The organism is Caproiciproducens lactatisolvens (assembly GCF_052443335.1).
GTDB lineage: Bacteria > Bacillota > Clostridia > Oscillospirales > Acutalibacteraceae > Caproiciproducens.
This window is the reverse complement of sequence record NZ_CP195750.1, coordinates 35,916-57,213: the sequence shown is the minus strand read 5'-3', so window position 1 is coordinate 57,213 and position 21,298 is coordinate 35,916. Positions and strand designations below refer to the sequence as shown.

Genomic DNA, 21,298 nt, shown 5'->3' with positions numbered 1-21,298 from the left:
CTAAAGTTTTATAACGCCAAGCGCGAGAAGCTTTGCTTTGATTTCATCCTTTTCAAGCTGTGTGGGCGGCAGAAAAGGAGAACGGGGAAACGCTTTGAGGATTCCGCGGATCTCCAGCATCGCATAGATCGCAAGCTGAGTCGATTTCGCAAGATACATAATATCCCGGATCTGATTCACTTCGAATTGGGTTTCACGCAGGGCGTCATATTCTTTGTTCATTCCCTGATCGAACATCTTACAGCAAATCTCGGGGAGCGCGTTTCCGATTCCCGGAATGAAAGCCTCGCAGCCCAGGACACAGGCGGAAAGCCACATGGCTTCCGTCCCCAGCGCAACGTCGAAATAGCCGTCCTTCAGAACGCGCATATAGCTTGCGTGGGCCAGAATATCGAAGGTAGCGTCCTTCACGCCGTGGATGCCCATGCCTTTCAGCCGTTTCAGCAGCTCCAGGCTGATCGTATAGCCCTGAAACTGGGTATTGTTATAAACATATACCGGGTAATCCGGTCCGACCGCCTTCATAATTCCGTCGTAAAACGCACAGATGCTGTCGTCGTTATGTTTGTAGTAATAAGGCCCCACCGCCGCGACCGCCTGTGCGCCGGCCTCTTTCGCGTACTTGGACAGCCGCGCCGCGCTTGCGGTGTCGGCCGTGCCCGTGTGAACGATCACGGGAATTTTTCCGTCAACCTCTTTCACCGTAACGTCGATGATTTTCTTTCTTTCTTCTTCGGTAAGCAGTACGCCGCTCCCGTAAGAGCCCGTTATAAACATTCCATGCACATTGTTTTTGAGAAAACGGGCTAATGTTTTTACCCCTTCGTAATCCACCTCGCCGTTTTCCAAAAAGGGCGTAATTACCGGCGGAACTACCCCTCTCATCTTAAACATGATCGATTCCTCCCTTTTCACTTAATTGCCTGTACAGATCTGCGATTTTGACTCCGCCCCGAACCGTCAGTTCGGCAAGCTTCTCTTTGTCGAAAACGGAAACGATCTTCGCATTCTCCCCATATTCCTTCTTCAACAAATAGGAGTATAATTTACAGCGGGATTCCGGCCCGAAAAGAATATAAGCACCTCCATTATATTTCAAATCGAAGCTTCTGATGGCATTCATATCATCAACCGCAATGGAAGCGTCGACAAAACCGCGCCTTTCCATATAGTCCGATTTCAGCAATACCTGCATGAATCTGGGGATCATGAAACACCGGACAAGCCCCTTCGTACGGACGCAGCGCTCCGCAAACGTCACGATCTCCTCAAAGGTGTATCCTCCGCTTTCTTCGCCGTCGCACGGAACCAGACTTTTCCCCACGTTGGTCTGGTTGATGACCGCTTCAAACAGCTGCCCGCTGAGAGTCGTCATGCTTGCTTCCACTTTTCCGTCCCCGTTCACATGAATCATCTTTGAGTGGGAGCTGAGCACCAGGATATTCACCGGTTCCTTAATCCGGTATTCGTCGAGGATCCCAATGACCTGCGCCTCTTCGCCGCGCATAAAATCCACATCGTCGATTTCCGTCAGCGTGGCGTTGTCGCCGTAGTTGTTTCGGATTCCCCGTATAAACATGATGGGGATGTCGAGAGAAATAATTTCCCTGCCGGAAACGATTTTCACATTTTCGGCGAGTTCCCGGATTCCCGCGGGCGCCACCAAATGCGGGATTTCCATCAGTCCGATCTCCGACGTGATCATTCCCGAAGCAATCGCGTATTTTATATCCTTTGTTTTTGCTCCGGATTTTTCGATTGCCTCCAAAATAGCTTCCCGAAGACCGTTTCTCAGCGCGTCCTTCGACCCCGTCATAGAGGTGTCCCGAACGCCCACCTTACGGGCGGCCTGACCTACCATCTGGTTTTCGTTATTTAATATGTAGACTCTTGTATTGGTCGTGCCGCAATCAATGACTGCATACATGATCTTTCAGCCCCTTTCCATCAGCGTAATGACTTGTTTACCAGGTTCTTAGGCGCATTTCCCGAAAGCACCCGCGCCACCTCTTCGCCCACCTTCTGTTGAAGCGCATGAATGGATTCTTCCGTATACCACGCAATATGCGGTGTGACGATAACGTTATCAAAATGAAGCAGAGGGTTGTCCATGGCAATCGGTTCCGTTTCCAGCACGTCGATTGCCGCCCCGCCGATCTCCTTTTCCCGAATCGCTTCGATCAAGGCTTTTTCATCCACGACGCTGCCCCTGGCCGTATTGACGAGCACCGCTGTTTTTTTCATTTTCCTGAATACCTCCGCATTGATGCTCGCCCTGGTCTGCTCTGTAAGAGGACAATGGACGGACAGATAATCGCTGGTTTCGACCAGCTCTTCAAAGTCCACCTTCCGGACGCCGCACTGCTCCATCTGTTCTTTTGTCACATACGGATCATAGGAAATGATCTTCATTCCGAAATTTTTCATCTTGCCTGCGACCATTTTAGGAATTGCCCCAAAACCGTCGAGGCCAAGGCAGGCATTGCCTGTTCTGTACATTGGTTTCAGCAGGGAGTAATTCCATTTTCCTCCTCTCACCAGAGAAACGGTTTGGTTCAGCTTGCGGCTCATGGCCAAAATCAGCATCGCCGCGTGGGTCGAAACCTCATCAATGGAATAATCCGGCACATTTGCGACATAGATGCCCTTTTCCGTTGCGGCATCTATATCTATATTATCAACACCAATCGCATACCGTACGATCAGCCTGCAATGTTCCAAACTATTGATGACTTTTCTGGTGATGGGGCAGAACTGGACGATCAAAGCGTCGCAATCTTTGGCGACCGCGATTACTTCGTCTTCCGTTTTACACTGATAATCGAAAATTTCGGCATTGACTTTCGATATCTCCTCCTTTTCCGCATCAAGATTCTGATAAGCGTAATCCGTTATTACAACCTTTAATTTTTCCATTCTTCTATAATTCCTTTCATTAAAAATTACATAATTTAGATCTGTTTTAGTTTTACTGAGTAAAACTAAGGTTCATTAATTTTGCAGAACCCGCAAATTGAATTTGTCCCGGCCGGTCTTTTCCCCCGCCGCTGGTCCGTTATTTCCGCTTTCTCTGTAAAATCACTGCAGATGATAACCCAGCTCATTGGAAATGTCTTCCGAAGCCTTCTTCGCGGCGTCTTTGATTCTGTTGATATCCGTATCCAAAATCACCTCGCGGATTCCGGAAGCGCTGAACCCGGCAATCATTTTATTTGTATGGTCATAAATCGGGTAGCAAATACTGATGATTCCGTTTTCATGTTCGGAACTGGTGATAATTGATTTCTCTTTCGCAGCTGTTTTTACCAGGCGCATGATTTCGTCTCTGTCTAAAATAGTATTGGGCGTATACTGTTTTAACTCACAGGAATTCAAAATTTCTCTTGCCTTTTCCTCTTTCATATTGGCAAGAAACAAGCGGCCGATCCCGGTGCACCATATTGGCATGGAACCGCCGATATGAGAGCTTAAAGCCCGGCTGAATCCTACCTTCGGCAGGATTTTCAAAGTTAAGATCAGCTCATTTTTATTTAAAATCGCCATTTGTACGATCAGCCCGGTTTCATCTGCTAATTTCTTCAGTCTCGCAGATGCGATTCTATTTAAATCTAAAGAGTCAAAAGCAGACAAGCCCATTCTGACAATTTCAATTCCGAGCTCATATTTTTTTGATGTCTCATCTTGTTTTAAAAAGCCTTCCTGCACTAAGGTAAACACAATGCGAAGGGTAGTGCTTTTACTGATTCCACTTAATTTGCTGATTTCAATCAAAGAAAGCTGCACATTCTGCGCATCAAATAATTTTAAAACCTTTAGCGCGTTCTGAACGCTGGTAATTGCATATCTGCCGTTTCCCTCAGGTTTATTTCCCCTATACATAATATTTCAAATTGTCCCCTTAATCAAAATTTATTGTATTTAAATTTTATTGAGTAAAACTAAGTTTTATTATATGTCAATAATAACATGCGATTATGCAAAAGTCAATAATATATTTTTACATGAAATGAAATTTTTAGTTGTAATTTTAAAAAATGTGATACAAGGTATCAGCAGAAAGGCAATTTAAACAGTCATAAATTTCTATATTGGAACGGAATACAGGTGCTGCACGCTTAACCCGCGTTCCGGACGCAGTGCGGCCTTTGCACCTGCGGCGGCGGTCGCCCAAACCTGCACCGGGGTTTTCGCCTCGTGGCAGACAAAAAACAAGGACAGGGGCAAAGCCTGTCCTTATTTTTGGAGTAATAGTGGAAAAAAGATTTTGTAGATCCCATAAATCATCTTACCAATTAAACCCGTATTTACAGGAATATCGTGAATTTCCTCTCAATTTCGTGATTTTCTATAACAACGCAAACTGGGCACTCTCGATAATCGATTTCATTTGACATAAGCAAAAAGGGTGTCCGGCGGGATCAAGCATAACTCTCCAATGATCAGAAAATTGCTCATCTGCGATGGTTGCTCCACAATGGATTGCATATTGAACTGCTTCTTCTAAATCATTAACAGCGAAGTCTATATGTGCCATTTGCTGTTGGGCTTCAGGCTCTGCCGGCCATACAGGCGGTTTATACTCCGGATTCCGTTGAAACATTATACCAGGATATGTCCCCTGATTGGTTCCCGGAGCGTATACACACGCCCAATCTTCATCGATAAACATGGTCTCCCACTTGAGCAACGCCGCATAAAATTCTGCTAATTCATGCGGGTCCTTGCAATCCACTGTAAATGAGTACAATTTTATTTTCAATTCATCATCCATAACGCTAATCCCTCCTATAATAATCTACACTACAACTGCCTGTTTATCGGCATGATGCAATATCTTTGAAATCCATAATATCACATTTATATATATAAAAAAAGACATACTATCCTCCTGACGGGAAAGTATGTCTTTTAGGCGCCCGGAGGGACTCGGGTGCGGAACGCTTCACCCGCGTTCCGGACGCGGCGCGTCTTTCGCGCCTACGGCGGCGGTCGCCTAAACCGTCGTGAAAAAACTTTCATACAGGGACTGTTGCAGAAAATGAATTGCCGCTTAGGGTTTTTCCCTCTGCACCGGGGTTTTCGCCTCGTGTCATTCGGTCAAAACAGATGCTCAATCTGCTTTTGAACCGCGCTGTAATTTGCATAAAAAGTTGGTGCCTGGACCTTGTTTTTTATTCCGCATTTATACACACTTTGACAGACAAACAACAAATCGTCCAAATTACTGTGGAGTGTCATAATTTCCCTTGTTAAAAGATTGCTGGCAAACATTTTTTTCATAATGAGGCCCGCCAGCTTCGATGGTATTTTATAAGGTAGAAGCTCATTTCTGTAATTTTTCAGGCATACACCTCTGGAAGCAATAATGTTTGCTGTGTCTCGAATGGATAAAACTACTTCCGACAGAGCTTTTGATGAACGCATAATCTTTTCGGCCGCGGCAGAGGTTTCCTGAACATTACCATATTTCCCGGCCGTGGTGATGACCCCGGCATTGATTGCCATGTGAAGCCATATCCATTCCAGCATATCAAATGGGACTTCAGGCTTAACCTCACAATCTGAAAAGAGCTGAACTAACTTTTCATAATTTAGAATATTAGTTTTACTTCGGGATTCAAGCATAAAATGGTCAAAAACACAGCAGCGTAGTCCTGATTCTGAAATGCTTCCGCCTGCGACCGGATAACCAAGGACATATTTCCAGCCGTCCATTGTTTTTTCAAGACAGGAGCGCTCCTCCCATATACCACATGATAGCAGAACGGTCCCATGCATATTCCACTCTTTTAGGGTAGCTATAACGCCAGACAGCTTACCTGCCGGCACACTGACAAAAATCAAATCATAGTTTTCATTTGGAGCTGCGTGATTTACAGAATATATTCCGTATTTTCTTTCTCCCTTTGAATTGATTCGTCCATCCAGAAGAGAGACACTCAATTCAGTGGTGGAAGCATTTCTGCTGCTATTTTGGATCAGATGCTCCACTTGGTGTCCGGCGCTTTGAAATAAGTATCCGTATGTGCTCCCTATGACGCCAAGACCAACAATTAATATTCTCATAACTTTTTACTCCCCACAAATGTTTTTTTCAGTTCCTTTGCCTTACTAACAATATCCATGTTTTTAAATTATGAATAATAAAAATCAAGCCGGAACAGACGCAGCTTTGCATCTGTTCCGGCCTATAATATTGGCGCGCCCGGAGGGACTCGAACCCGCGACCTCTTGATTCGTAGTCAAGCACTCTATCCAGCTGAGCTACGAGCGCATTTTGCGGCTTTGTTTTAAGCCGCCTAAGTATCATATCACATTTAGCGGGGATTTGCAACTTATTTTTTCAATTCAACTGATTCCTTCTGGAATTGCCCGCACTCCGGCCCGGCCGCCTTTGCCGTTTCCTTTTTCAGCAAAACGGCGCAGTCCTCCGGATTCAGGTACAGCGTATTGTTCCCGTCCGGCACCACGCCGATCACCGCGCGGGACTGCCGCCATTCTCCGGGAACCCGCACGCTGCGGCTTTCCGCCCCCGCATTGACGACGCAGAGCAGGCTGACCGCTTCGTCCCGGCGGAGATACCCCATGCAGGAGCCGTCGGCAAGAAACGGAAGAAAATCTCCTTCCCTGAGCGCGGAACAGTTGCGGCGCAGCCTGCCCAGCAGACGGTACCACTCCACCAGCTCCTTCTCTTCCTGCCCCCACGGGTAACAGGCCCGGTTGAACGGGTCGCGGTAGCCCTCCATTCCGGCCTCGTCGCCGTAGTAAATGCAGGGTACGCCGGGCAGGGTGAACTGCATCAGCGAAGCGAGCCGCATCAGGCGCAGGCCGCGGCGGCGGCGCTCCCTTGTCAGGCGCGCGGTGCTCTGCCACTCGCGGCCGCGCCCGTCCAGAGGCTCGCCCGCAAGCACAGTGAGCGCGCGTTCGGTGTCGTGCGTGCCGATATGGTTCATCAGCAGGCGGATGACCTGCGGCGGGTAATTTTCCAGAATACCGAGGATGATTTCCATCATATCCCCGGCGTCCGCCCCGGTCAGAAAGCCCAGGATCGCGCTGCGGAACGGGTAGTTCATCACGCTGTCGAGCTGTTTGCCCAAGAGGTACCGGCGCCTTTGTCCATAGGCCGTCTTATTGGAGGCATCCTCCCAGACCTCGCCCAGAATCAGCGCATCGCGCTTTTGCGCCTTTGCCGCCGCGCGGAGTTCGTCCAGAAAGAAGTCCGGCAGCTCGTCGGCAACATCCAGCCGCCAGCCCGCCGCGCCCGCAGAAAGCCATTTCCGGATGATGCCGTTTTCGCCGTTGACATATTCCCGGTAGGAGGGCTCGCTCTCGTTCACGCTGGGCAGGGTAATGAAATTCCACCAGCAGTCGTATTCCTTCGGCCAGTGCCGGAAGGTGTACCAGGGATAGTACGGCGAATTTTTGGAATGGTACGCGCCGGGGGCGGCGTAGCGGTCCTGCCGGTTAAAGTAGACGCTGTCGCTGCCCGTGTGGTTGAAAACGCCGTCGAGCACCACCCGGATGCTCGCTTTTTCGGCGGCGGCGCACAGGCTCGTAAAATCCTGCTCATTTCCCAGCAGGGGGTCTATTTTGGAATAGTCCGCCGTGTCATACCGGTGGTTGGAGTGGGACTCGAAAATCGGGTTCAGGTACAGGCAGGTGACGCCCAGCGACTGAAGGTAGGGAAGCTTTTCCTCGATTCCGCGCAGGTCGCCGCCGAAATAGTCGGTGTTGGTGATCCTGCCGTCCTCATTGGGCCGCCAGTCGGGCTGTTCCTCCCAGCTTTCGTGCAGCTTTCGGTCGGCGGGAACGCCGGTTTTCGGCTGCGCCGAGCGGGCGAACCGGTCCGGAAAAATCTGGTACAGGATGCCGCCGGCAAGCCAGTCCGGAGTGGCAAACTCCCGGTCATAGACCGTCAGCTGCCAGAAGCGGGCCGCGTCGCTGAAAACGCCCGCGCCGCCGCGGCCGCGCGTGATCTGCAGGATCCCGCGTTCGGTATCGGTCTGGAACCGGTAAAAGAAAAGTCCCGGTTTTTCCGGCGTAAAGTGGCACTCCCACCACTCGCCGTCGCCGCCGTTCATACCGCACCAGAACATGCCGCGGGTAATCTCCCGTCCGGTAAAGCCGTCCTTTATCATCAGCCGCGCCGCGCTGCAGTGCAGCGCACGCGGCAGGGTAATCTTAAAATGCACCGGCGTGCCGTCCGCCACCGCCCCAACGGGGTCGCGGAATGCCGGATTGCGGGAATCAAACATGGATATTCCTCCCAGGAAGCTTTCCAGTTATTTGCTCTTTCTGCCCGGACGTACGCGTCTGACCGGAACTTCCTGCTTTACGGCTTCTTCCGGCAGGGGCCGGGCGTGCCAGATTTTTTCCGCGTACTCGCGGATCGCGCGGTCCGCCGCGAACCGGCCCGCGTTCGCGGTATTGATCAGGCACATGCGCTGCCAGGCTTTCGCGTCGCCGTAAAGGGCCTCCGCCTTTTTCTGCGCCTTTGCGTAGGACTCGAAATCCGCCAGCACCATATAGGGGTCGTGATTCAGCAGGGAATCGGCGATATCGTTGAATTTTACGCAGCAGAAGCCGGTGTTCAGCTCCTCGACCGCCTTTTTAATGGCCGGGCTGCCGTTGAAGTACTTCCTTGGGTCATAGTTCGGCTTGAGCGCCTCGACCTCCGACGCCGTCATGCCGAACAGAATAATGTTGTCGTCGCCGACCGCGTCGTGGATTTCGACATTCGCCCCGTCCAGGGTGCCGATGGTGACCGCCCCGTTGATCATGAATTTCATGTTGCTGGTGCCGGAGGCCTCGGTCCCCGCGAGCGAAATCTGTTCGCTCAGGTCGGCGGCGGGGGTCAGCAGCTCCGCGAGCGTCACGCGGTAGTCCTCCAGATAAACGACCCGCATTTTCTTGTTGACCCGCGGATCGTTGTTGATGGTATTGCCCAGGTCGACGATCAGGCGGATCATCTGTTTTGCAAAGTAGTAGCCCGGCGCGGCCTTCGCGCCGAAAATATAGGTGTGGGGGGTGAATTCCGCGTCGGGATTCTCCCGCAGCCACTGGTAGACCGACAGGATATGCAGGGCGTTCAGATGCTGGCGCTTATATTCGTGCATGCGCTTGACCTGCACGTCGAAAATGGAGTCGGGGTCCACCTCCAGACAGTTCTCCCTTTTGATATACTCCGCGAGGCGGAGCTTGTTTTCCCGCTTGACCTTCGCCATCTGTTCCAGAACGGAAGCGTCGTCCGCGTAGCGCGCAAGCTTCTGCAGCTGCGCGGCGTCGTGAAGGTAGCCGTCGCCGATCAGCCCGGTGATCAGCTTCGAAAGCCCGGGGTTCGCCTGGTTCAGCCAGCGCCGGTGGGCGATGCCGTTGGTCACGTTCGTGAATTTCTCCGGCATCTCGGTATAAAAATCGTTGAACACGGTATTTTTCAGAATGTCGCTGTGGAGCTGGGACACCCCGTTGACACTGTGGCTGCTGACGACCGCGAGGTTCGCCATTTTGACGTAGCCGTCGTTGAGCGGGGCCATGCGGCCCACCTTGTAGCCGTCCACGCCCTTTTCATGCATCTGCGCGCAGAAACGGCGGTTGATCTCCTCCACAAGCTGGTAGATGCGGGGCAGGCGGGATTTGAACAGATCGACCCCCCAGCACTCCAGCGCCTCCTTCATGACCGTATGGTTCGTATAGGCGACGGTGCGGGTGACGATATCCCAGGCCGCGTCCCAGCCGTAGCCGCACTCGTCCAGCATCACGCGCATCATTTCCGGGATGGCGAGCACGGGATGGGTGTCGTTCAGGTGGATGGCCACCAGATCAGGCAGGTTGTCGAGCGTGCTGTATTTGAACAGGTGGCGGCGGATGATATCCTGAATGGTCGCGGAAACCAGAAAATACTGCTGCGAAAGACGCAGGCTCTTTCCCTCCATGTGGTTGTCCTCGGGGTAAAGCACCTTGGTGATGACCTCCGCCATGGCGTTCTGCTCCATAGCGCGCAGATAGTCGCCGCTGTTGAACAGCTTCATGTCGAATTCGGCGGAGCTTGCCGCCCAGACGCGCAGGCGGCTGATGCCGCGCCCGTCCATCCCGGCGACGTACATATCGTACGGCACCGCGGTCACCTTTGTAAAATCCTTATGATTTACAACATGGTACTGGTTGTTCCAGAATTCCTCGATATGTCCGTTAAAATGGACCTCCACGCTTTTTTCCGGTACCGCCTGCATCCAGATTTTCCCGCCCGGAAGCCAGAAATCGGGCAGCTCCGTCTGCCAGCCGTCCACCAGCTTCTGGCGGAAGATGCCGTACTCATAGCGCAGGGAATACCCCGTGGCGGGGTAGCCCTGTGTGGCGAGGGCGTCCAGAAAGCAGGCGGCAAGCCTGCCCAGTCCGCCGTTGCCCAGCCCGGCGTCCGGCTCCTGCTCGTAAAGACAGTCCAGCTTCAGCCCCAGCTCGGCCAGCGCTTTGCGGAAATCCTCCTCGATCCCGAGGTTGAACAGACTGTTTTTCAGCGAACGGCCCAGCAGGAATTCCATACAAAGATAGTAAACCTGCTTGGTATGGGTTTTTTCCGCCTCCGCCATATATTCGCTCCGGCCCGCGGCCATCAAATCGCGCACGGTGAGCGCGACCGCCTTGTAACACTGCTCGTCGGTCGCGTTTTCAAGGCTGACGCCGAAAACACGGTCGAGCGTCGACAGGATCGTTTCCTTGATTTTTCCGACCGGCTGTCTGTAATTCATAATGATGTCCTCCATAATCAGGGAAACGCCGCGAAAATTCCGGCGCTTCCGGATGGTAATGCCGATGATTTTCCCGTTTGGGATTCCAATATACCAATATCGAATTTGTGTCTATTATATACCAATATCCGCAGTTTTTCAACAACAGCGTCCGGAAGAACGGATTTCACGGAAGAAACCGGAAAACAAAAGACGCAGAGCGGTTTTTTTCTGTTTTTCCCAGTGAAATCTTTCTTTTGTTATTACAACGTATTTTTCGCAGAAAATTGTACAACATTCACAAAACCGTAAAGCAAAGAAAAGCGGTTCCGCCGCGACGGAGGGAGTTGCCCCGGGAGTATCTGCCTAAGAGCGCCGCCGTAGGCGCTTCCCGACCGGCAGGTCCGCGTCCCGGCGGCAGGTCCGTAAAAAATAATGAAAGCTCTTTCATATTATGTTATAATATATTATAATGTAAATAATTCTGAATTCGCTGTTGTGTGAAAGGGTATGACTTCATGAGTAAAAACAGAGTGAAATTGAATATTTGCGGCTGTGAGTGCGTCATCAGCTCGGACGACAGCGAGAGCTATGTACGCTCGATCGGTGACGAAGTGGAGAAGGCCATGGACGATATCACGGGCAAAAACGAGCGTGTTTCCATCACCATGGCGGCCGTCATTACGGCGCTCCGCTACTGTGACGAAGCCCACAAATCCGCGAACGGGGCGGACAACCTTCGCTCCCAGATCAAGGATTATCTGGAGGATTCCTCCCACGCGCGCATGGAGGCCGAGGAAGCCCGGCGGGAAATTGAGCGCCTGAAACGGGAAATCCAGACCCTTCGGGCACGTTTGTCGGAGGGCGGAGAGCCCGCCGCGGACAAGCCCGCGCAGGAGGTCCGCGCGCAGAAGCCGGCCGTTCCCGGCTCCCCCGTGCAAAGGCCGCAGGCGGGAAGCTATTCCCGCGTGAACCCGGACATCACCGCCGAGCAGGAAGGCTTTATGAGCTTCTTTGAAAAGAAAAATGACGAACAGTAACATAGAGGTTCTGGCCCCCGCCGGGTCGCCGGAAAGCCTGACCGCCGCGGTGCGCGCGGGGGCGGACGCGGTGTATCTGGGCGGAAACGCGTTCAGCGCGAGGGCCGGCGCCAGGAACTTTGACAGCGGCGAGTTGAAATCCGCCGTGGAGTACTGCCATGCCCGCGGGGTAAAGGTCTACCTTGCGGTCAACACCCTGCTTTTGCAGGACGAGCTGCAAAAAGCGCTCGATTTTGTTTCCTACGCCTGCACCCTGCCGGTGGACGCGCTGATCGTGCAGGACACAGGCCTGATTTGGCTTTTGCAAAAATGCGCGCCCGGCCTGCGGCTGCACGCCTCCACCCAGATGAGCATCCACACCCCGCTGGGCGCTTTGGCGCTTTCCGAGGCGGGAATCAGGCGCGTGGTGCTTTCCCGCGAGCTGAATCTCCGGGAAATTGAGGAAATCCATCGGGCGGCCCCCGTGGAGCTGGAAGCCTTTGTCCACGGCGCGCTGTGCATGTCCGTCAGCGGGCAGTGCTACTTCAGTTCCGTGCTCGGCTCCCGCAGCGGGAACCGCGGCCTTTGCGCCCAGCCCTGCCGGCTGCCGTTCTCCGTTTCCGGCGGAACGGGGCACGATTTGAGCTTAAAGGACCTTTCCATGATCAGCCGCATGGACGAGCTGAGCCGCGCGGGCATTGCCAGCGCGAAAATAGAGGGCCGCATGAAGCGGCCGGAATACGTCGCCGCGGCAGCGCGCGCAAGCCGGCTGGCGGCGGACGGCGAACCGGTCCCCCCGGAGCTGGTGAAAAACCTGGGCGCGGTCTTTTCCCGCTCGGGCTTTACCACCGGATATCCGGACGGAAAGCTGGGCCGCGACATGTTCGGCGTGCGCTCCAAAGAGGACGTGACCGGCGCGACCGGCGCGGTTTTCGCCGAGCTGCACGGCCTTTACAACCACGAATACCGGAGGATTCCGGTCTCTTTCCGCCTGACCGTTCAAAAGGAGCGGCCGGTGGTGCTTTTCGCCGCCGACCGCGACGGCCGGACGGCCCGCGTTTCTCTGGGCGAAACGCCCCGGCCCGCGCTCAGCCGCGCGACCGACGAAGAGCGCTGCGCCGAACAGCTCAAAAAGACGGGCGGCACGCCGTTTTACGCCGACGAAATCGTCTGTGAGATCGGGGAGGGGCTTTCCGTCCTGGTTTCTTCCTTGAACAGGCTGCGCCGGGAAGCGCTGGAAAAGCTGGAGCAGATGCGCACTCGCCGCGCGGAAATTCCGTTCCAAATGTGCCGGATACCCGAAGCGGGCACCCATACGGCGAAAAAGCTTCGGCTGCGCGCGCGGTTCGCAAACACCGGTCTTCCGCCCGCGGCAAAGCAGTGTGAACTCGTTTATCTTCCGTACGATACGGATTTGGATATTCTTCAAAAATTAAAAGCAGACGGCTATCCCGTCGCGCTGGAAATCCCGCGCGGCATGTTCGGGATGGAAAAAGCCGTCCGGGCGCGGCTTTCCGCCGCGAAAGAAGCCGGCTTTGCCGACGCCTGGGCGGGGAACCTCGGCGCGGCGGCGCTCGGCCGGGAGCTGGGGCTGACCGTACACGGCGGCTTTTCGCTCAACATCACCAATACGGCGGCGCTTCTCTGGCACAGCGAATTCGGGCTTGCGGACGCGGAGCTTTCCTTTGAGCTGACGCTCGCGCAGGCTGCCGCCGTCGGCGGGGAGCTGCCGAGGGGCCTTCTGCTCTACGGACGGCTGCCGCTGATGCTGACGCGCAACTGCCCCGCAGCGAACGCGGGCGGCTGCAAAAACTGTGAAACCGCGCCGTTTCTGACCGACCGGAAGGGAATCCGGTTCCCCGTCCAGTGTTACGGCGCGTGCAGCGAGGTCCTGAACTGTGTTCCTCTCTACATGGCCGACCGGCTCGGGGAAGTGCGCAATCAGGATTTCGGGGTGCTGCGCTTTACCACCGAATCCGCACGGGAGGCGGAGGAAATCATCGGCCGGTATCTGGCCGGTTCCCCGGACGAAGGGGAACACACCCGCGGGCTTTACTACAGGGGAATAGAATAGGGGTAATTTATGACTGACCATGTTTTAAAAATGAAAAAACTGAGGCAGAACGCCGTCACGCCGACCCGCGCAAGCGAGGGCGCCGCCGGATTCGACCTGTACGCCTGTCTGGACGCGCCGCTCACCATCGAGCCGCGCGGGCTTTACAAAATTCCCACGGGAATCGCCATCGCGCTGCCGGATGAAAACACGGTCGGGCTGATCTTCGCCCGCAGCGGGCTGGGAGTCAACCACGGCGTTTCCCTTCCCAACGCGGTCGGTGTGATCGACAGCGACTACCGCGGCGAGATCCTGGTCGGAATGACCAACTGCAGCGGCAAGCCCTACACGCTTCAGCCGGGCGAGCGCTGCGCGCAGCTTGTGGTGACGCCGGTGCTGCTGCCCGTTCTAAAAGAAACCGACGATCTTGGCGAGACCGCGCGGGGCACGGGCGCCTTCGGTTCTACGGGAAAGAGAGGGCTGCAAAAATGAAAAAGGGCGTTTTGAAAACAATTTTGTTGATTGTTCTGCTTGTATTGGCGGTGGTTTTGGGGCAGATTATTGGTACGGCCTGCGCCGGAATCCATTTTCTTTCCTGGCTGGGCGCCGCGGCGGACTTCGGACTGTCCACCACCGAGCTGAACCTCTCCATCATAAAAATCACCTTCGGCATCCGGCTTGGAATCAACGCGGCGCAGTCGATTCTGGCGCTGGCCGCGGTCATCGCCGTGATTCTCATCAAAGTGAAGGAATAGGAGGATCCCCATGTTGCTGCTTGCATCTACTTCGCCGCGCCGCAGCGAGCTGCTGAAAATGGCCGGCTACGAATTCACCGCCGCGCCCTCGGATGTCAGCGAGGGATATCTGCGCGGAACCCCTCCCATGCAGATTGTCGAGCTGCTCGCCGCCCGGAAAGCGGAAGCGGTGGCAAAGCGGAACCCGCAGGACACCGTCCTCGGGGCGGACACCGTCGTCGTTTTCAAGGGCCGCGTGCTGGGCAAGCCGAAGGACGCGGAGGAAGCCAAAGCGATGCTCCGGCTCCTGTCCGGAAACGTCCATCAGGTATACACCGGCTACTGCGTCATCAGCGGCAAGGAGCTGATCCGCGGGCACGAGTGCACCTCGGTGGAATTTTACCCGCTGAGCGAAACCGAAATCAGCGCCTACTGCGAAACAGAGGAGCCGATGGACAAAGCCGGAGCGTATGCTATCCAGGGGCGCGGCGCACTGTTTATCAAGCGGATCGACGGGGACTTTTACAATGTAATGGGCCTGCCGATCGGCAAAATCAACCGTATTCTGACCGGGCTTAAAAATTCATCGAAAGAAAATTCATAAATATTGCACGCTTTCTGAATTAATAGTTGAGAAATGACTCTTTTGAGGTTATAATAAATACTATCTGAAGCGATGAAACGATTTTTATTTTTTTGCCAGGTTTGAAAGGGGAAAATGATTCATGTTTTCAAAAGATATAGGAATAGATTTGGGCACCGCAAATACTTTGGTTTTTATGAAGGGAAAAGGAATCGTCATGCGCGAGCCTTCGGTGGTCGCCGTTGACGTCCGTACCGATACCGTTCTGGCCGTGGGCGCGCAGGCCAAGGAAATGATCGGGCGCACCCCGGGCTCCATCGTCGCGGTCCGCCCGCTGAAGGACGGCGTCATCGCCGACTTCGACATCACCGCCACGATGCTCAAGCACTTTATCCGCAAGGCCGTGAAATCCAACGCGTTTTCCCGCCCGCACATTATCGTCTGTATCCCGTCCGGCGTAACGGAAGTGGAACGCCGCGCGGTGGAGGACGCCGCCCGTCAGGCGGGCGCCAACAACGTCGAGCTGATCGAGGAGCCGATGGCCGCGGCCATCGGCGCGGGGCTACCCGTAAGCGAGCCGACCGGCAGCATGGTCGTCGACATCGGCGGCGGCACGGCGGAGGTCGCCGTGATCTCGCTGGGCGATATCGTCACCTCGGTTTCGGTCCGCGTCGCGGGCGATAAATTCGACGAATCCCTGATCTCCTACGTAAAAAAGAAATACAACCTGCTGATCGGCGAGCGCACCGCCGAGGAAATCAAAATCAGGATCGGCTCCGCCTTCCCGACCGAGGACAACGAGGACGCCACGGTGGAAATCAAGGGCCGCAACCTGGTGGACGGCCTGCCGAAGAACGTGACTATTTCCGCCGAAGAGGTGAGGGAAGCGCTGAGCGACCCGCTGGCGCTGATTATCGACGCGGTGAAATCGACCCTGGAAAAGACCCCGCCGGAGCTTTCCGCGGATATTATAGACCACGGTATCATGCTGACGGGCGGCGGCGCCCTGCTGCGCGGCCTGGACAGACTGGTCGAACAGGAGACCGGCATGCCCGTCCATATTGCCGATAGCCCGCTGGACTGTGTTGTTGACGGAACGGGCAAGCTGCTTGAAATCACCATGCCCTCCTCGTATTATAAAAACAACAGAAAATAAGGGGATCACTTCAGCGGAGGGTGAAAGCTCTCCGCTTTTTGCACTTTCAGGAAACCGCGCCAAAGACTTGAAAAGGAGGTGCTGCGTTGAAAGATTTTTTTCATTCGAGGGGATTTAAGCTTCTCATCACCGTTGTGTTCATTATGTTCGCTCTGATGCTTTATACGGCGAGCACCGGCAGTTCCCTTACCGCGAACCTGCTCAGCCTGATTTCCACCCCGATGCAGAGGGTCAGCACCGTCGTCACCAACAACGCCGCCGTCGCGGCGCAGAACGCCGCGCGCACCAACGAAGAGCTGTCGGCGGAAAACGCGGCGCTGAGAAAACAGATCGAAGAGCTGAACAAAAAGCTGATCAACTATTACAGCTACCAGCAGGAAAACGCCCAGCTGCGCAAATTTCTGGAGCTGAAAAACGAAAACAAGGATTTCAAACCGGTCTCCGCCGCGGTCATCGGCCGCGACCCGAACGACCTGTTTTATAATTTTCAGATCGACAAGGGGTCCCTTGCCGGTATTGCCGTGAACGACCCCGTCATTACCGAAGGCGGCGTGGTCGGCTGGATTTCCAGCGTAAACGCCAGCTACAGCCGGGTGACCACGATTCTTTCCGCGGACACGAAAATCAGCGCCATCGACAAGGTCAACCGCGATTCCGGGGTCATCAGCAGCGACATCAAATTCGCCGACAAGGGCGTTCTGAAGCTCGGCTACCTGACCGCGGACACGACGGTAAAACCCGGCGACATCATTGTGACGAGCGGTTTGGGCGGCGTATTCCCGCGCAACCTTGCCATCGGCACGGTCAACGAGGTGAAGAACGATCCCTACGACGTTTCGCTTTATGCGGAGGTCAAGCCCTTTGTGGATGTGAAAACCGTGCGCGACGTCATGGTCATTACCGCCTTTGAGGGACAGGGCCAGGCACTTTCCGACGGCGGCTCTTCCGCTTCCTCGACCGCCTCTTCGTCTCCCTCTTCCGCCGTTTCTTCCGGGGGGAAATAAAATGGAAAAGCTCAAGGTTCTCCGTTATTTTGCCTATACCATTGAAATACTGGTGTTTTATATGGTTCAGGAAACACCCGGCCTTGTTCCCGACCTGTTCGGCGCACGGCCGGTGCTTTTGATACCCATCGCGCTTTCCATCGCCATGTTTGAGAAAGAGACCGCCGCCATGGCCTTCGGCCTGCTGTGCGGGCTGCTGATCGATTTCGGCGCGGGCGGCGTGCTGGGCTTTCACGGCCTTCTGCTCTCCGTCATCTGCTACAGCGTGGGGCTGATCGCCGCCAACCTGATCCAGACAAATTTTCTGACCGCCATGATTACCGCGGTGATTTCCACCGGCTGCGTCGTTTTGCTGCAATGGGTTTTCTTTTACCTGCTGTTCAGCTACTCTCACGCGGCCTACGCGCTGACCGCGCATTACATTCCGCGGTTTTTCTATACGACCGCGTTTATGCCGGTCGCGTACTACTTCAACAGGGCGCTCGCCCTGCAGATACGGACGAAGGAAGAATGAAAAGGAGGTTCCGCCTTGGACAAGCTGAAAGGACATTCCCGTTACTGGGCTATGGGGCTGATTATTTTCGTCATCATGGCCGTCTATACCCTGCGCCTTGTGGACTGGCAGATTCTCAACGGCTCCTCCTTTCTGAAGGAAGCGGACAAACTCAGGCCCTCTACCGTCGTCATGGACGCCGCCCGCGGCGAAATCCTCGACGCAAACGGCGTGGGCCTTGCCGTAAACAAAACGGGCTACGCCATTGTGTTCGACCGCGTCTATATGAAGTCCGAGACCCAGAATAACACCATTCACCAGCTGATTCAGCTTTTGAACCAGCGGGGGGAAAAATGGACGGACATTTTGCCGGTCAGGCTGAACGCCAAGGGGCAGTATGAGTTTGTTTCCGGTATGGACAAGGAAATCGCAACGCTCAAATCGGCGGATTACGCGAATGTGAATTCTTACGCTACGGCGGACCTGTGTATGGCCCACCTGATCGAAAAATACGAGGTGACCGGGTACGAAGCCGCACAGGCGCGCGATATTGTTTCCGTGCGCTACAATATGACAAAATCCGCCTTCGGCATTTCGGCGCCGTACACCTTTGCCGAAGACGTCAGCCGCGACACCATCGCCATCATCAGTGAAAATTCCTCCCTGCTGCCCGGCGCGGCCGGGAAGGTCACCACCGTGCGCCAATACCCGAACGGCAGCCTGATGCCGCATATTCTGGGAACCATCGGCTCCATTTCCCGGGAGGAATACGACGAGCTAAAGGACAAGGGCTACGCGTTTAACGACCGGCTGGGAAAGAGCGGCATCGAGCAGGCCTTTGAAAGCATGCTGCGCGGCAAGGCCGGGGAAAAAGTGGTGGAGACCACAAACACCGGCGCGCTTGCCTCGGAAACGGTAAAGACCGCGCCGGTTTCCGGAGACACCGTTTACCTGACCGTGGACAGCAAAATCCAGAGCGTTCTCAACGTTTCCCTGGCCAACAACGTAAAGGCGACCCAGGCCAACGGGCGCAAGCTTTCCGCCCAGCGATACAAGGGGATGTCGAGCGGCCACGGCGAGGACTGCGTCGCGGGCGCCGCGGTGGTGCTGCGGGTAAAGGATTTTTCCGTGCTGGCGGCGTCCACCTATCCTACCTACGACCTGACGGAATATCTGAACGACACCAACTATTACACGTCCCTGATCAACAACAAGGATAAGCCACTGATCGACCGCGCCTTTAACGGCGTGTTCACCCCCGGCTCCGTCGTGAAACCGTATGTTGCGCTGGCCGCTTTGCAGGAAAAGGCCATCACGGCCTCCACCCGGCTGGAAGGCAACAGCAAGTACACCCGCTTTGCGGACACCGGCCTGATTCTGGGCAGTATCGGCAACTACGGGATGATCACCGCGAATTACGCGATTCAGAAGTCCAGCAACTCCTTCTTCTATGAAGTGGGGTACCGGCTGGGCATTACCAATATGAACCTGTACGCCAAGCGCTTCGGGCTGGGCGTGAAAACCGGGATCGAGCTGCACGAAAGCGCGGGAATCCTGGCGGGCAGGGAGGAGCGCGTCGCCTCCGGCGGTTCCTGGTACGACGCCGACACCGTGGAAGCCGCGGTGGGACAGAGCGACAACCAGTTCACCCCGCTGCAGCTTGCCACCTACGTCGCGACCGTCGCGAACAACGGCGTGCGGTTAAAGCCCCATCTGGTCGGCAAGGTGACCGACTACTCCCGCAAAAACGTACTTTCACAGAACGCCGCCGAAGCGGTGGACAATATCGGGGTTTCCCAGTCCTACCTCGATTACGTCAAGGATGCCATGCGCAGCGTGGCGACCGCCGGTACGGCAAGCTCCACCTTTAAAAACTACGGGATCGCCATCGCCGCCAAAACCGGTACCGCGGTACAGACCCCGCACTCCGACAACGTTACCTTCGTGGCTTTCGCGCCGTACGACAATCCGGAGATCGCCGTGGCGGTCGTTCTGGAGCGCGGCGCGACCAGCATGTACTGCAACGCCGTGGCCAAGGATATCTTCGACGCGTACTTTTACGGGAAAACCGTCGACGCCGACGGCAGCCTCGTGATGCCGTCCGCTTCCGGCACCGCTTCCTCCGGGGCCTCTTCTGGGACGGCTTCCGGCACGGCGTCGGGAAACCCGTCTTCGTCTTCCACCGGCTCCTCCGCGGGCTGAGCGCAGCAGAGTTAAATTGTTAACAAAATATTAAATGTTTTGTTTTGTGTATTTACGACAATAAAAACGCTTTGACTACCGGGAATGTTTGTGGTAATATGAGAGCGAGGTTTTTATATGGGTGTCGCAACAGTCATCACATCGGGTAAGGGCGGTGTAGGGAAATCCACCGTAACAGCCGGCCTTGGTTTTGCTTTGGCAGCCAGGGGCAGGCGTGTTTTGCTGATTGACGGCGACGCCGGTCTGGGATGTCTGGATCATATGCTCGGCGTTGCGGAGCAGCAGGTCTTTGATATTGCGGATGTGGTTTCGGGCCGTGCCGAACCGGTAAAAGCCGTTTATCCGTGTCCCTTTTCGGAAAGGCTGTTTTTGCTGCCCGCCCCCGCGAGGGAGGACGATTTGATCAGCCCGGATATTATGAAGCAGCTCGTATCGGTACTTTCCCGGTATTACGACCACGTACTGATCGACAGCCCCGCCGGCGTGGGCGGCGGCTTTGCGAGCGCGGCGGCTTCGGCCCGGCGCGCGCTGATTGTCACAACACCCGATCCCATCTGTGTGCGAAACGCAAATAAAGCGCATTTTTTACTGGAACAGGCCGGGATAAAGCAGCAGCGGCTGATTATCAACCGTTTCAGCGGGCATAATTTCTACACGCAGGGATTTTACCCGGATCTTGATTCCGTGATCGATTCCGCCGGGGTGCGGCTCATCGCCGTGATTCCGGAGGACATGCTTCTGGCGGCCGCCGCTTCCAACTGTGAACCGGCCCCGCAGAAATCGGCCGGCGCGATGGCTTTCGGCCGGCTTGCCGCAAGGCTGGAAGGCGAACATGTGCCCCTGGCCGCGCTGCAGAAATTCTGATTTTACATATTCCTGATTATTAGGGAGGAAATAAATATGAATATTGCTTTAATCGCCCATGACGCAAAGAAGGAACTCATGGTTCAGTTCTGCATCGCCTACTGCGGTGTTTTGAGCCGTCACCTGCTTTGTGCGACCGGCACCACGGGCAAGATGGTTTCCGAAGCGACCGGGCTTGAAATACAGCGCTTTCTGGGCGGCTCGCAGGGCGGCGACCAGCAGATCGCCGCGCGCATTGCCTGCAACGAGGTCGACCTGCTCCTGTTTTTCCGCGACCCGCTGAACCCGAAGCCGCACGAGCCGAACGACATGAACCTGCTGCGCCTGTGCGACATGCACAATATCCCCGTCGCGACCAACATCGCCACCGCGGAGGTCCTGATCCACGGTCTGGAGCGCGGCGATCTTGACTGGCGCAACATTTTGAATCCGAAAGCCTGATTTTTGATTTCGGCAACGACCGGAA

General features: G+C 55.0%; 19 protein-coding genes and 1 tRNA gene. 11 read left to right on the top strand and 9 right to left on the bottom strand.

The genetic code is table 11. From position 1 onward, the window contains the following. From ACRQV7_RS00270 to ACRQV7_RS00230, 9 genes are all read right to left on the bottom strand, one after another. Entirely contained in the window at nt 1–894 is an 894-nt protein-coding gene (locus tag ACRQV7_RS00270) for a dihydrodipicolinate synthase family protein (RefSeq protein ID WP_444659003.1), read from the bottom strand. Further along, entirely contained in the window at nt 887–1,927 is a 1,041-nt protein-coding gene (locus tag ACRQV7_RS00265) for a 2-dehydro-3-deoxygalactonokinase (RefSeq protein ID WP_444659002.1), read from the bottom strand. The genes ACRQV7_RS00270 and ACRQV7_RS00265 overlap by 8 nt, the downstream gene beginning before the upstream one ends. Nucleotides 1,928–1,947: 20 nt before the next feature. Then, nucleotides 1,948–2,916 (bottom strand): C-terminal binding protein, encoded by a 969-nt coding sequence (locus ACRQV7_RS00260; RefSeq protein WP_444659001.1) that lies wholly within the window; start codon nt 2,914–2,916, stop codon nt 1,948–1,950. 162 nt (nt 2,917–3,078) lie between these two features. Continuing rightward, the gene (locus tag ACRQV7_RS00255) at nt 3,079–3,879 is read right to left on the bottom strand and encodes an IclR family transcriptional regulator (protein WP_444659000.1); all 801 of its coding nucleotides are present in this window, start codon (nt 3,877–3,879) and stop codon (nt 3,079–3,081) included. 466 nt (nt 3,880–4,345) lie between these two features. Then, the gene (locus ACRQV7_RS00250; protein WP_275715043.1) at nt 4,346–4,771 is read right to left on the bottom strand and encodes a VOC family protein; all 426 of its coding nucleotides are present in this window, start codon (nt 4,769–4,771) and stop codon (nt 4,346–4,348) included. 326 nt (nt 4,772–5,097) lie between these two features. Beyond that, the gene (locus ACRQV7_RS00245; protein WP_275715045.1) at nt 5,098–6,066 is read right to left on the bottom strand and encodes a ketopantoate reductase family protein; all 969 of its coding nucleotides are present in this window, start codon (nt 6,064–6,066) and stop codon (nt 5,098–5,100) included. A gap of 131 nt (nt 6,067–6,197) precedes the next feature. Beyond that, nucleotides 6,198–6,274, bottom strand: a tRNA-Arg gene (locus ACRQV7_RS00240). Between the two features lie 61 nt (nt 6,275–6,335). After that, nucleotides 6,336–8,255: a glycoside hydrolase family 13 protein gene (locus ACRQV7_RS00235; RefSeq protein ID WP_444658999.1), complete on the bottom strand. Its 1,920-nt coding sequence runs from the start codon at nt 8,253–8,255 to the stop codon at nt 6,336–6,338. A gap of 27 nt (nt 8,256–8,282) precedes the next feature. After that, nucleotides 8,283–10,745, bottom strand: coding sequence for a glycogen/starch/alpha-glucan phosphorylase (locus ACRQV7_RS00230; protein WP_444658998.1), 2,463 nt, complete (start codon nt 10,743–10,745; stop codon nt 8,283–8,285). 497 nt (nt 10,746–11,242) lie between these two features. Between ACRQV7_RS00230 and ACRQV7_RS00225 the strand changes: the two genes are divergently transcribed. The 11 genes from ACRQV7_RS00225 (at nt 11,243) to ACRQV7_RS00175 (ending at nt 21,273) form a co-directional block, all read left to right on the top strand. Continuing rightward, complete coding sequence (locus ACRQV7_RS00225) at nt 11,243–11,764, top strand: cell division protein ZapA (protein WP_275715051.1); 522 nt, start codon at nt 11,243–11,245, stop codon at nt 11,762–11,764. After that, nucleotides 11,751–13,817 (top strand): DUF3656 domain-containing U32 family peptidase, encoded by a 2,067-nt coding sequence (locus ACRQV7_RS00220; RefSeq protein ID WP_444658997.1) that lies wholly within the window; start codon nt 11,751–11,753, stop codon nt 13,815–13,817. Before ACRQV7_RS00225 ends, ACRQV7_RS00220 begins: the two co-directional genes overlap by 14 nt. Before the next feature lie 9 nt (nt 13,818–13,826). Next, the gene (gene dut / locus ACRQV7_RS00215) at nt 13,827–14,288 is read left to right on the top strand and encodes a dUTP diphosphatase (protein WP_444658996.1); all 462 of its coding nucleotides are present in this window, start codon (nt 13,827–13,829) and stop codon (nt 14,286–14,288) included. After that, a complete protein-coding gene (locus ACRQV7_RS00210; protein WP_275715058.1) occupies nt 14,285–14,551 on the top strand; it encodes a DUF4321 domain-containing protein in 267 nt (88 codons plus the stop codon). The genes dut and ACRQV7_RS00210 overlap by 4 nt, the downstream gene beginning before the upstream one ends. Before the next feature lie 10 nt (nt 14,552–14,561). Beyond that, a complete protein-coding gene (locus ACRQV7_RS00205; RefSeq protein WP_444658995.1) occupies nt 14,562–15,134 on the top strand; it encodes a Maf family protein in 573 nt (190 codons plus the stop codon). Nucleotides 15,135–15,255: 121 nt separating this feature from the next. After that, entirely contained in the window at nt 15,256–16,269 is a 1,014-nt protein-coding gene (locus ACRQV7_RS00200; protein WP_444658994.1) for a rod shape-determining protein, read from the top strand. Between the two features lie 86 nt (nt 16,270–16,355). Then, a complete protein-coding gene (mreC, locus tag ACRQV7_RS00195; RefSeq protein ID WP_444658993.1) occupies nt 16,356–17,273 on the top strand; it encodes a rod shape-determining protein MreC in 918 nt (305 codons plus the stop codon). 1 nt (nt 17,274) lies between these two features. Further along, nucleotides 17,275–17,787 (top strand): rod shape-determining protein MreD, encoded by a 513-nt coding sequence (gene mreD / locus ACRQV7_RS00190; protein ID WP_444658992.1) that lies wholly within the window; start codon nt 17,275–17,277, stop codon nt 17,785–17,787. Between the two features lie 15 nt (nt 17,788–17,802). Next, nucleotides 17,803–19,968, top strand: coding sequence for a penicillin-binding transpeptidase domain-containing protein (locus ACRQV7_RS00185; RefSeq protein ID WP_444658991.1), 2,166 nt, complete (start codon nt 17,803–17,805; stop codon nt 19,966–19,968). 117 nt (nt 19,969–20,085) lie between these two features. Further along, on the top strand, nt 20,086–20,832 hold the full coding sequence (locus tag ACRQV7_RS00180) for a nucleotide-binding protein (RefSeq protein ID WP_444658990.1): 747 nt from the start codon (nt 20,086–20,088) through the stop codon (nt 20,830–20,832). A gap of 36 nt (nt 20,833–20,868) precedes the next feature. Beyond that, nucleotides 20,869–21,273, top strand: a complete 405-nt coding sequence (locus tag ACRQV7_RS00175) for a methylglyoxal synthase (protein WP_038322367.1) — start codon at nt 20,869–20,871, stop codon at nt 21,271–21,273. The last annotated feature ends 25 nt before the right edge of the window (nt 21,274–21,298 follow it).

What these genes read in the sequence shown, in the direction of transcription:
- ACRQV7_RS00220 (WP_444658997.1), top strand. Translation starts at nt 11,751, where the DNA reads ATGACGAACAGTAACATAGAGGTTCTGGCCCCCGCCGGGTCGCCGGAA.
- ACRQV7_RS00250 (WP_275715043.1), bottom strand. Translation starts at nt 4,771, where the DNA reads ATGGATGATGAATTGAAAATAAAATTGTACTCATTTACAGTGGATTGC.
- ACRQV7_RS00270 (WP_444659003.1), bottom strand. Translation starts at nt 894, where the DNA reads ATGTTTAAGATGAGAGGGGTAGTTCCGCCGGTAATTACGCCCTTTTTG.
- mreD (WP_444658992.1), top strand. Translation starts at nt 17,275, where the DNA reads ATGGAAAAGCTCAAGGTTCTCCGTTATTTTGCCTATACCATTGAAATA.
- ACRQV7_RS00225 (WP_275715051.1), top strand. Translation starts at nt 11,243, where the DNA reads ATGAGTAAAAACAGAGTGAAATTGAATATTTGCGGCTGTGAGTGCGTC.
- ACRQV7_RS00175 (WP_038322367.1), top strand. Translation starts at nt 20,869, where the DNA reads ATGAATATTGCTTTAATCGCCCATGACGCAAAGAAGGAACTCATGGTT.
- ACRQV7_RS00235 (WP_444658999.1), bottom strand. Translation starts at nt 8,255, where the DNA reads ATGTTTGATTCCCGCAATCCGGCATTCCGCGACCCCGTTGGGGCGGTG.
- ACRQV7_RS00210 (WP_275715058.1), top strand. Translation starts at nt 14,285, where the DNA reads ATGAAAAAGGGCGTTTTGAAAACAATTTTGTTGATTGTTCTGCTTGTA.
- ACRQV7_RS00230 (WP_444658998.1), bottom strand. Translation starts at nt 10,745, where the DNA reads ATGAATTACAGACAGCCGGTCGGAAAAATCAAGGAAACGATCCTGTCG.
- ACRQV7_RS00255 (WP_444659000.1), bottom strand. Translation starts at nt 3,879, where the DNA reads ATGTATAGGGGAAATAAACCTGAGGGAAACGGCAGATATGCAATTACC.
- ACRQV7_RS00205 (WP_444658995.1), top strand. Translation starts at nt 14,562, where the DNA reads ATGTTGCTGCTTGCATCTACTTCGCCGCGCCGCAGCGAGCTGCTGAAA.
- ACRQV7_RS00260 (WP_444659001.1), bottom strand. Translation starts at nt 2,916, where the DNA reads ATGGAAAAATTAAAGGTTGTAATAACGGATTACGCTTATCAGAATCTT.
- dut (WP_444658996.1), top strand. Translation starts at nt 13,827, where the DNA reads ATGACTGACCATGTTTTAAAAATGAAAAAACTGAGGCAGAACGCCGTC.
- ACRQV7_RS00200 (WP_444658994.1), top strand. Translation starts at nt 15,256, where the DNA reads ATGTTTTCAAAAGATATAGGAATAGATTTGGGCACCGCAAATACTTTG.
- ACRQV7_RS00180 (WP_444658990.1), top strand. Translation starts at nt 20,086, where the DNA reads ATGGGTGTCGCAACAGTCATCACATCGGGTAAGGGCGGTGTAGGGAAA.
- ACRQV7_RS00265 (WP_444659002.1), bottom strand. Translation starts at nt 1,927, where the DNA reads ATGTATGCAGTCATTGATTGCGGCACGACCAATACAAGAGTCTACATA.
- ACRQV7_RS00245 (WP_275715045.1), bottom strand. Translation starts at nt 6,066, where the DNA reads ATGAGAATATTAATTGTTGGTCTTGGCGTCATAGGGAGCACATACGGA.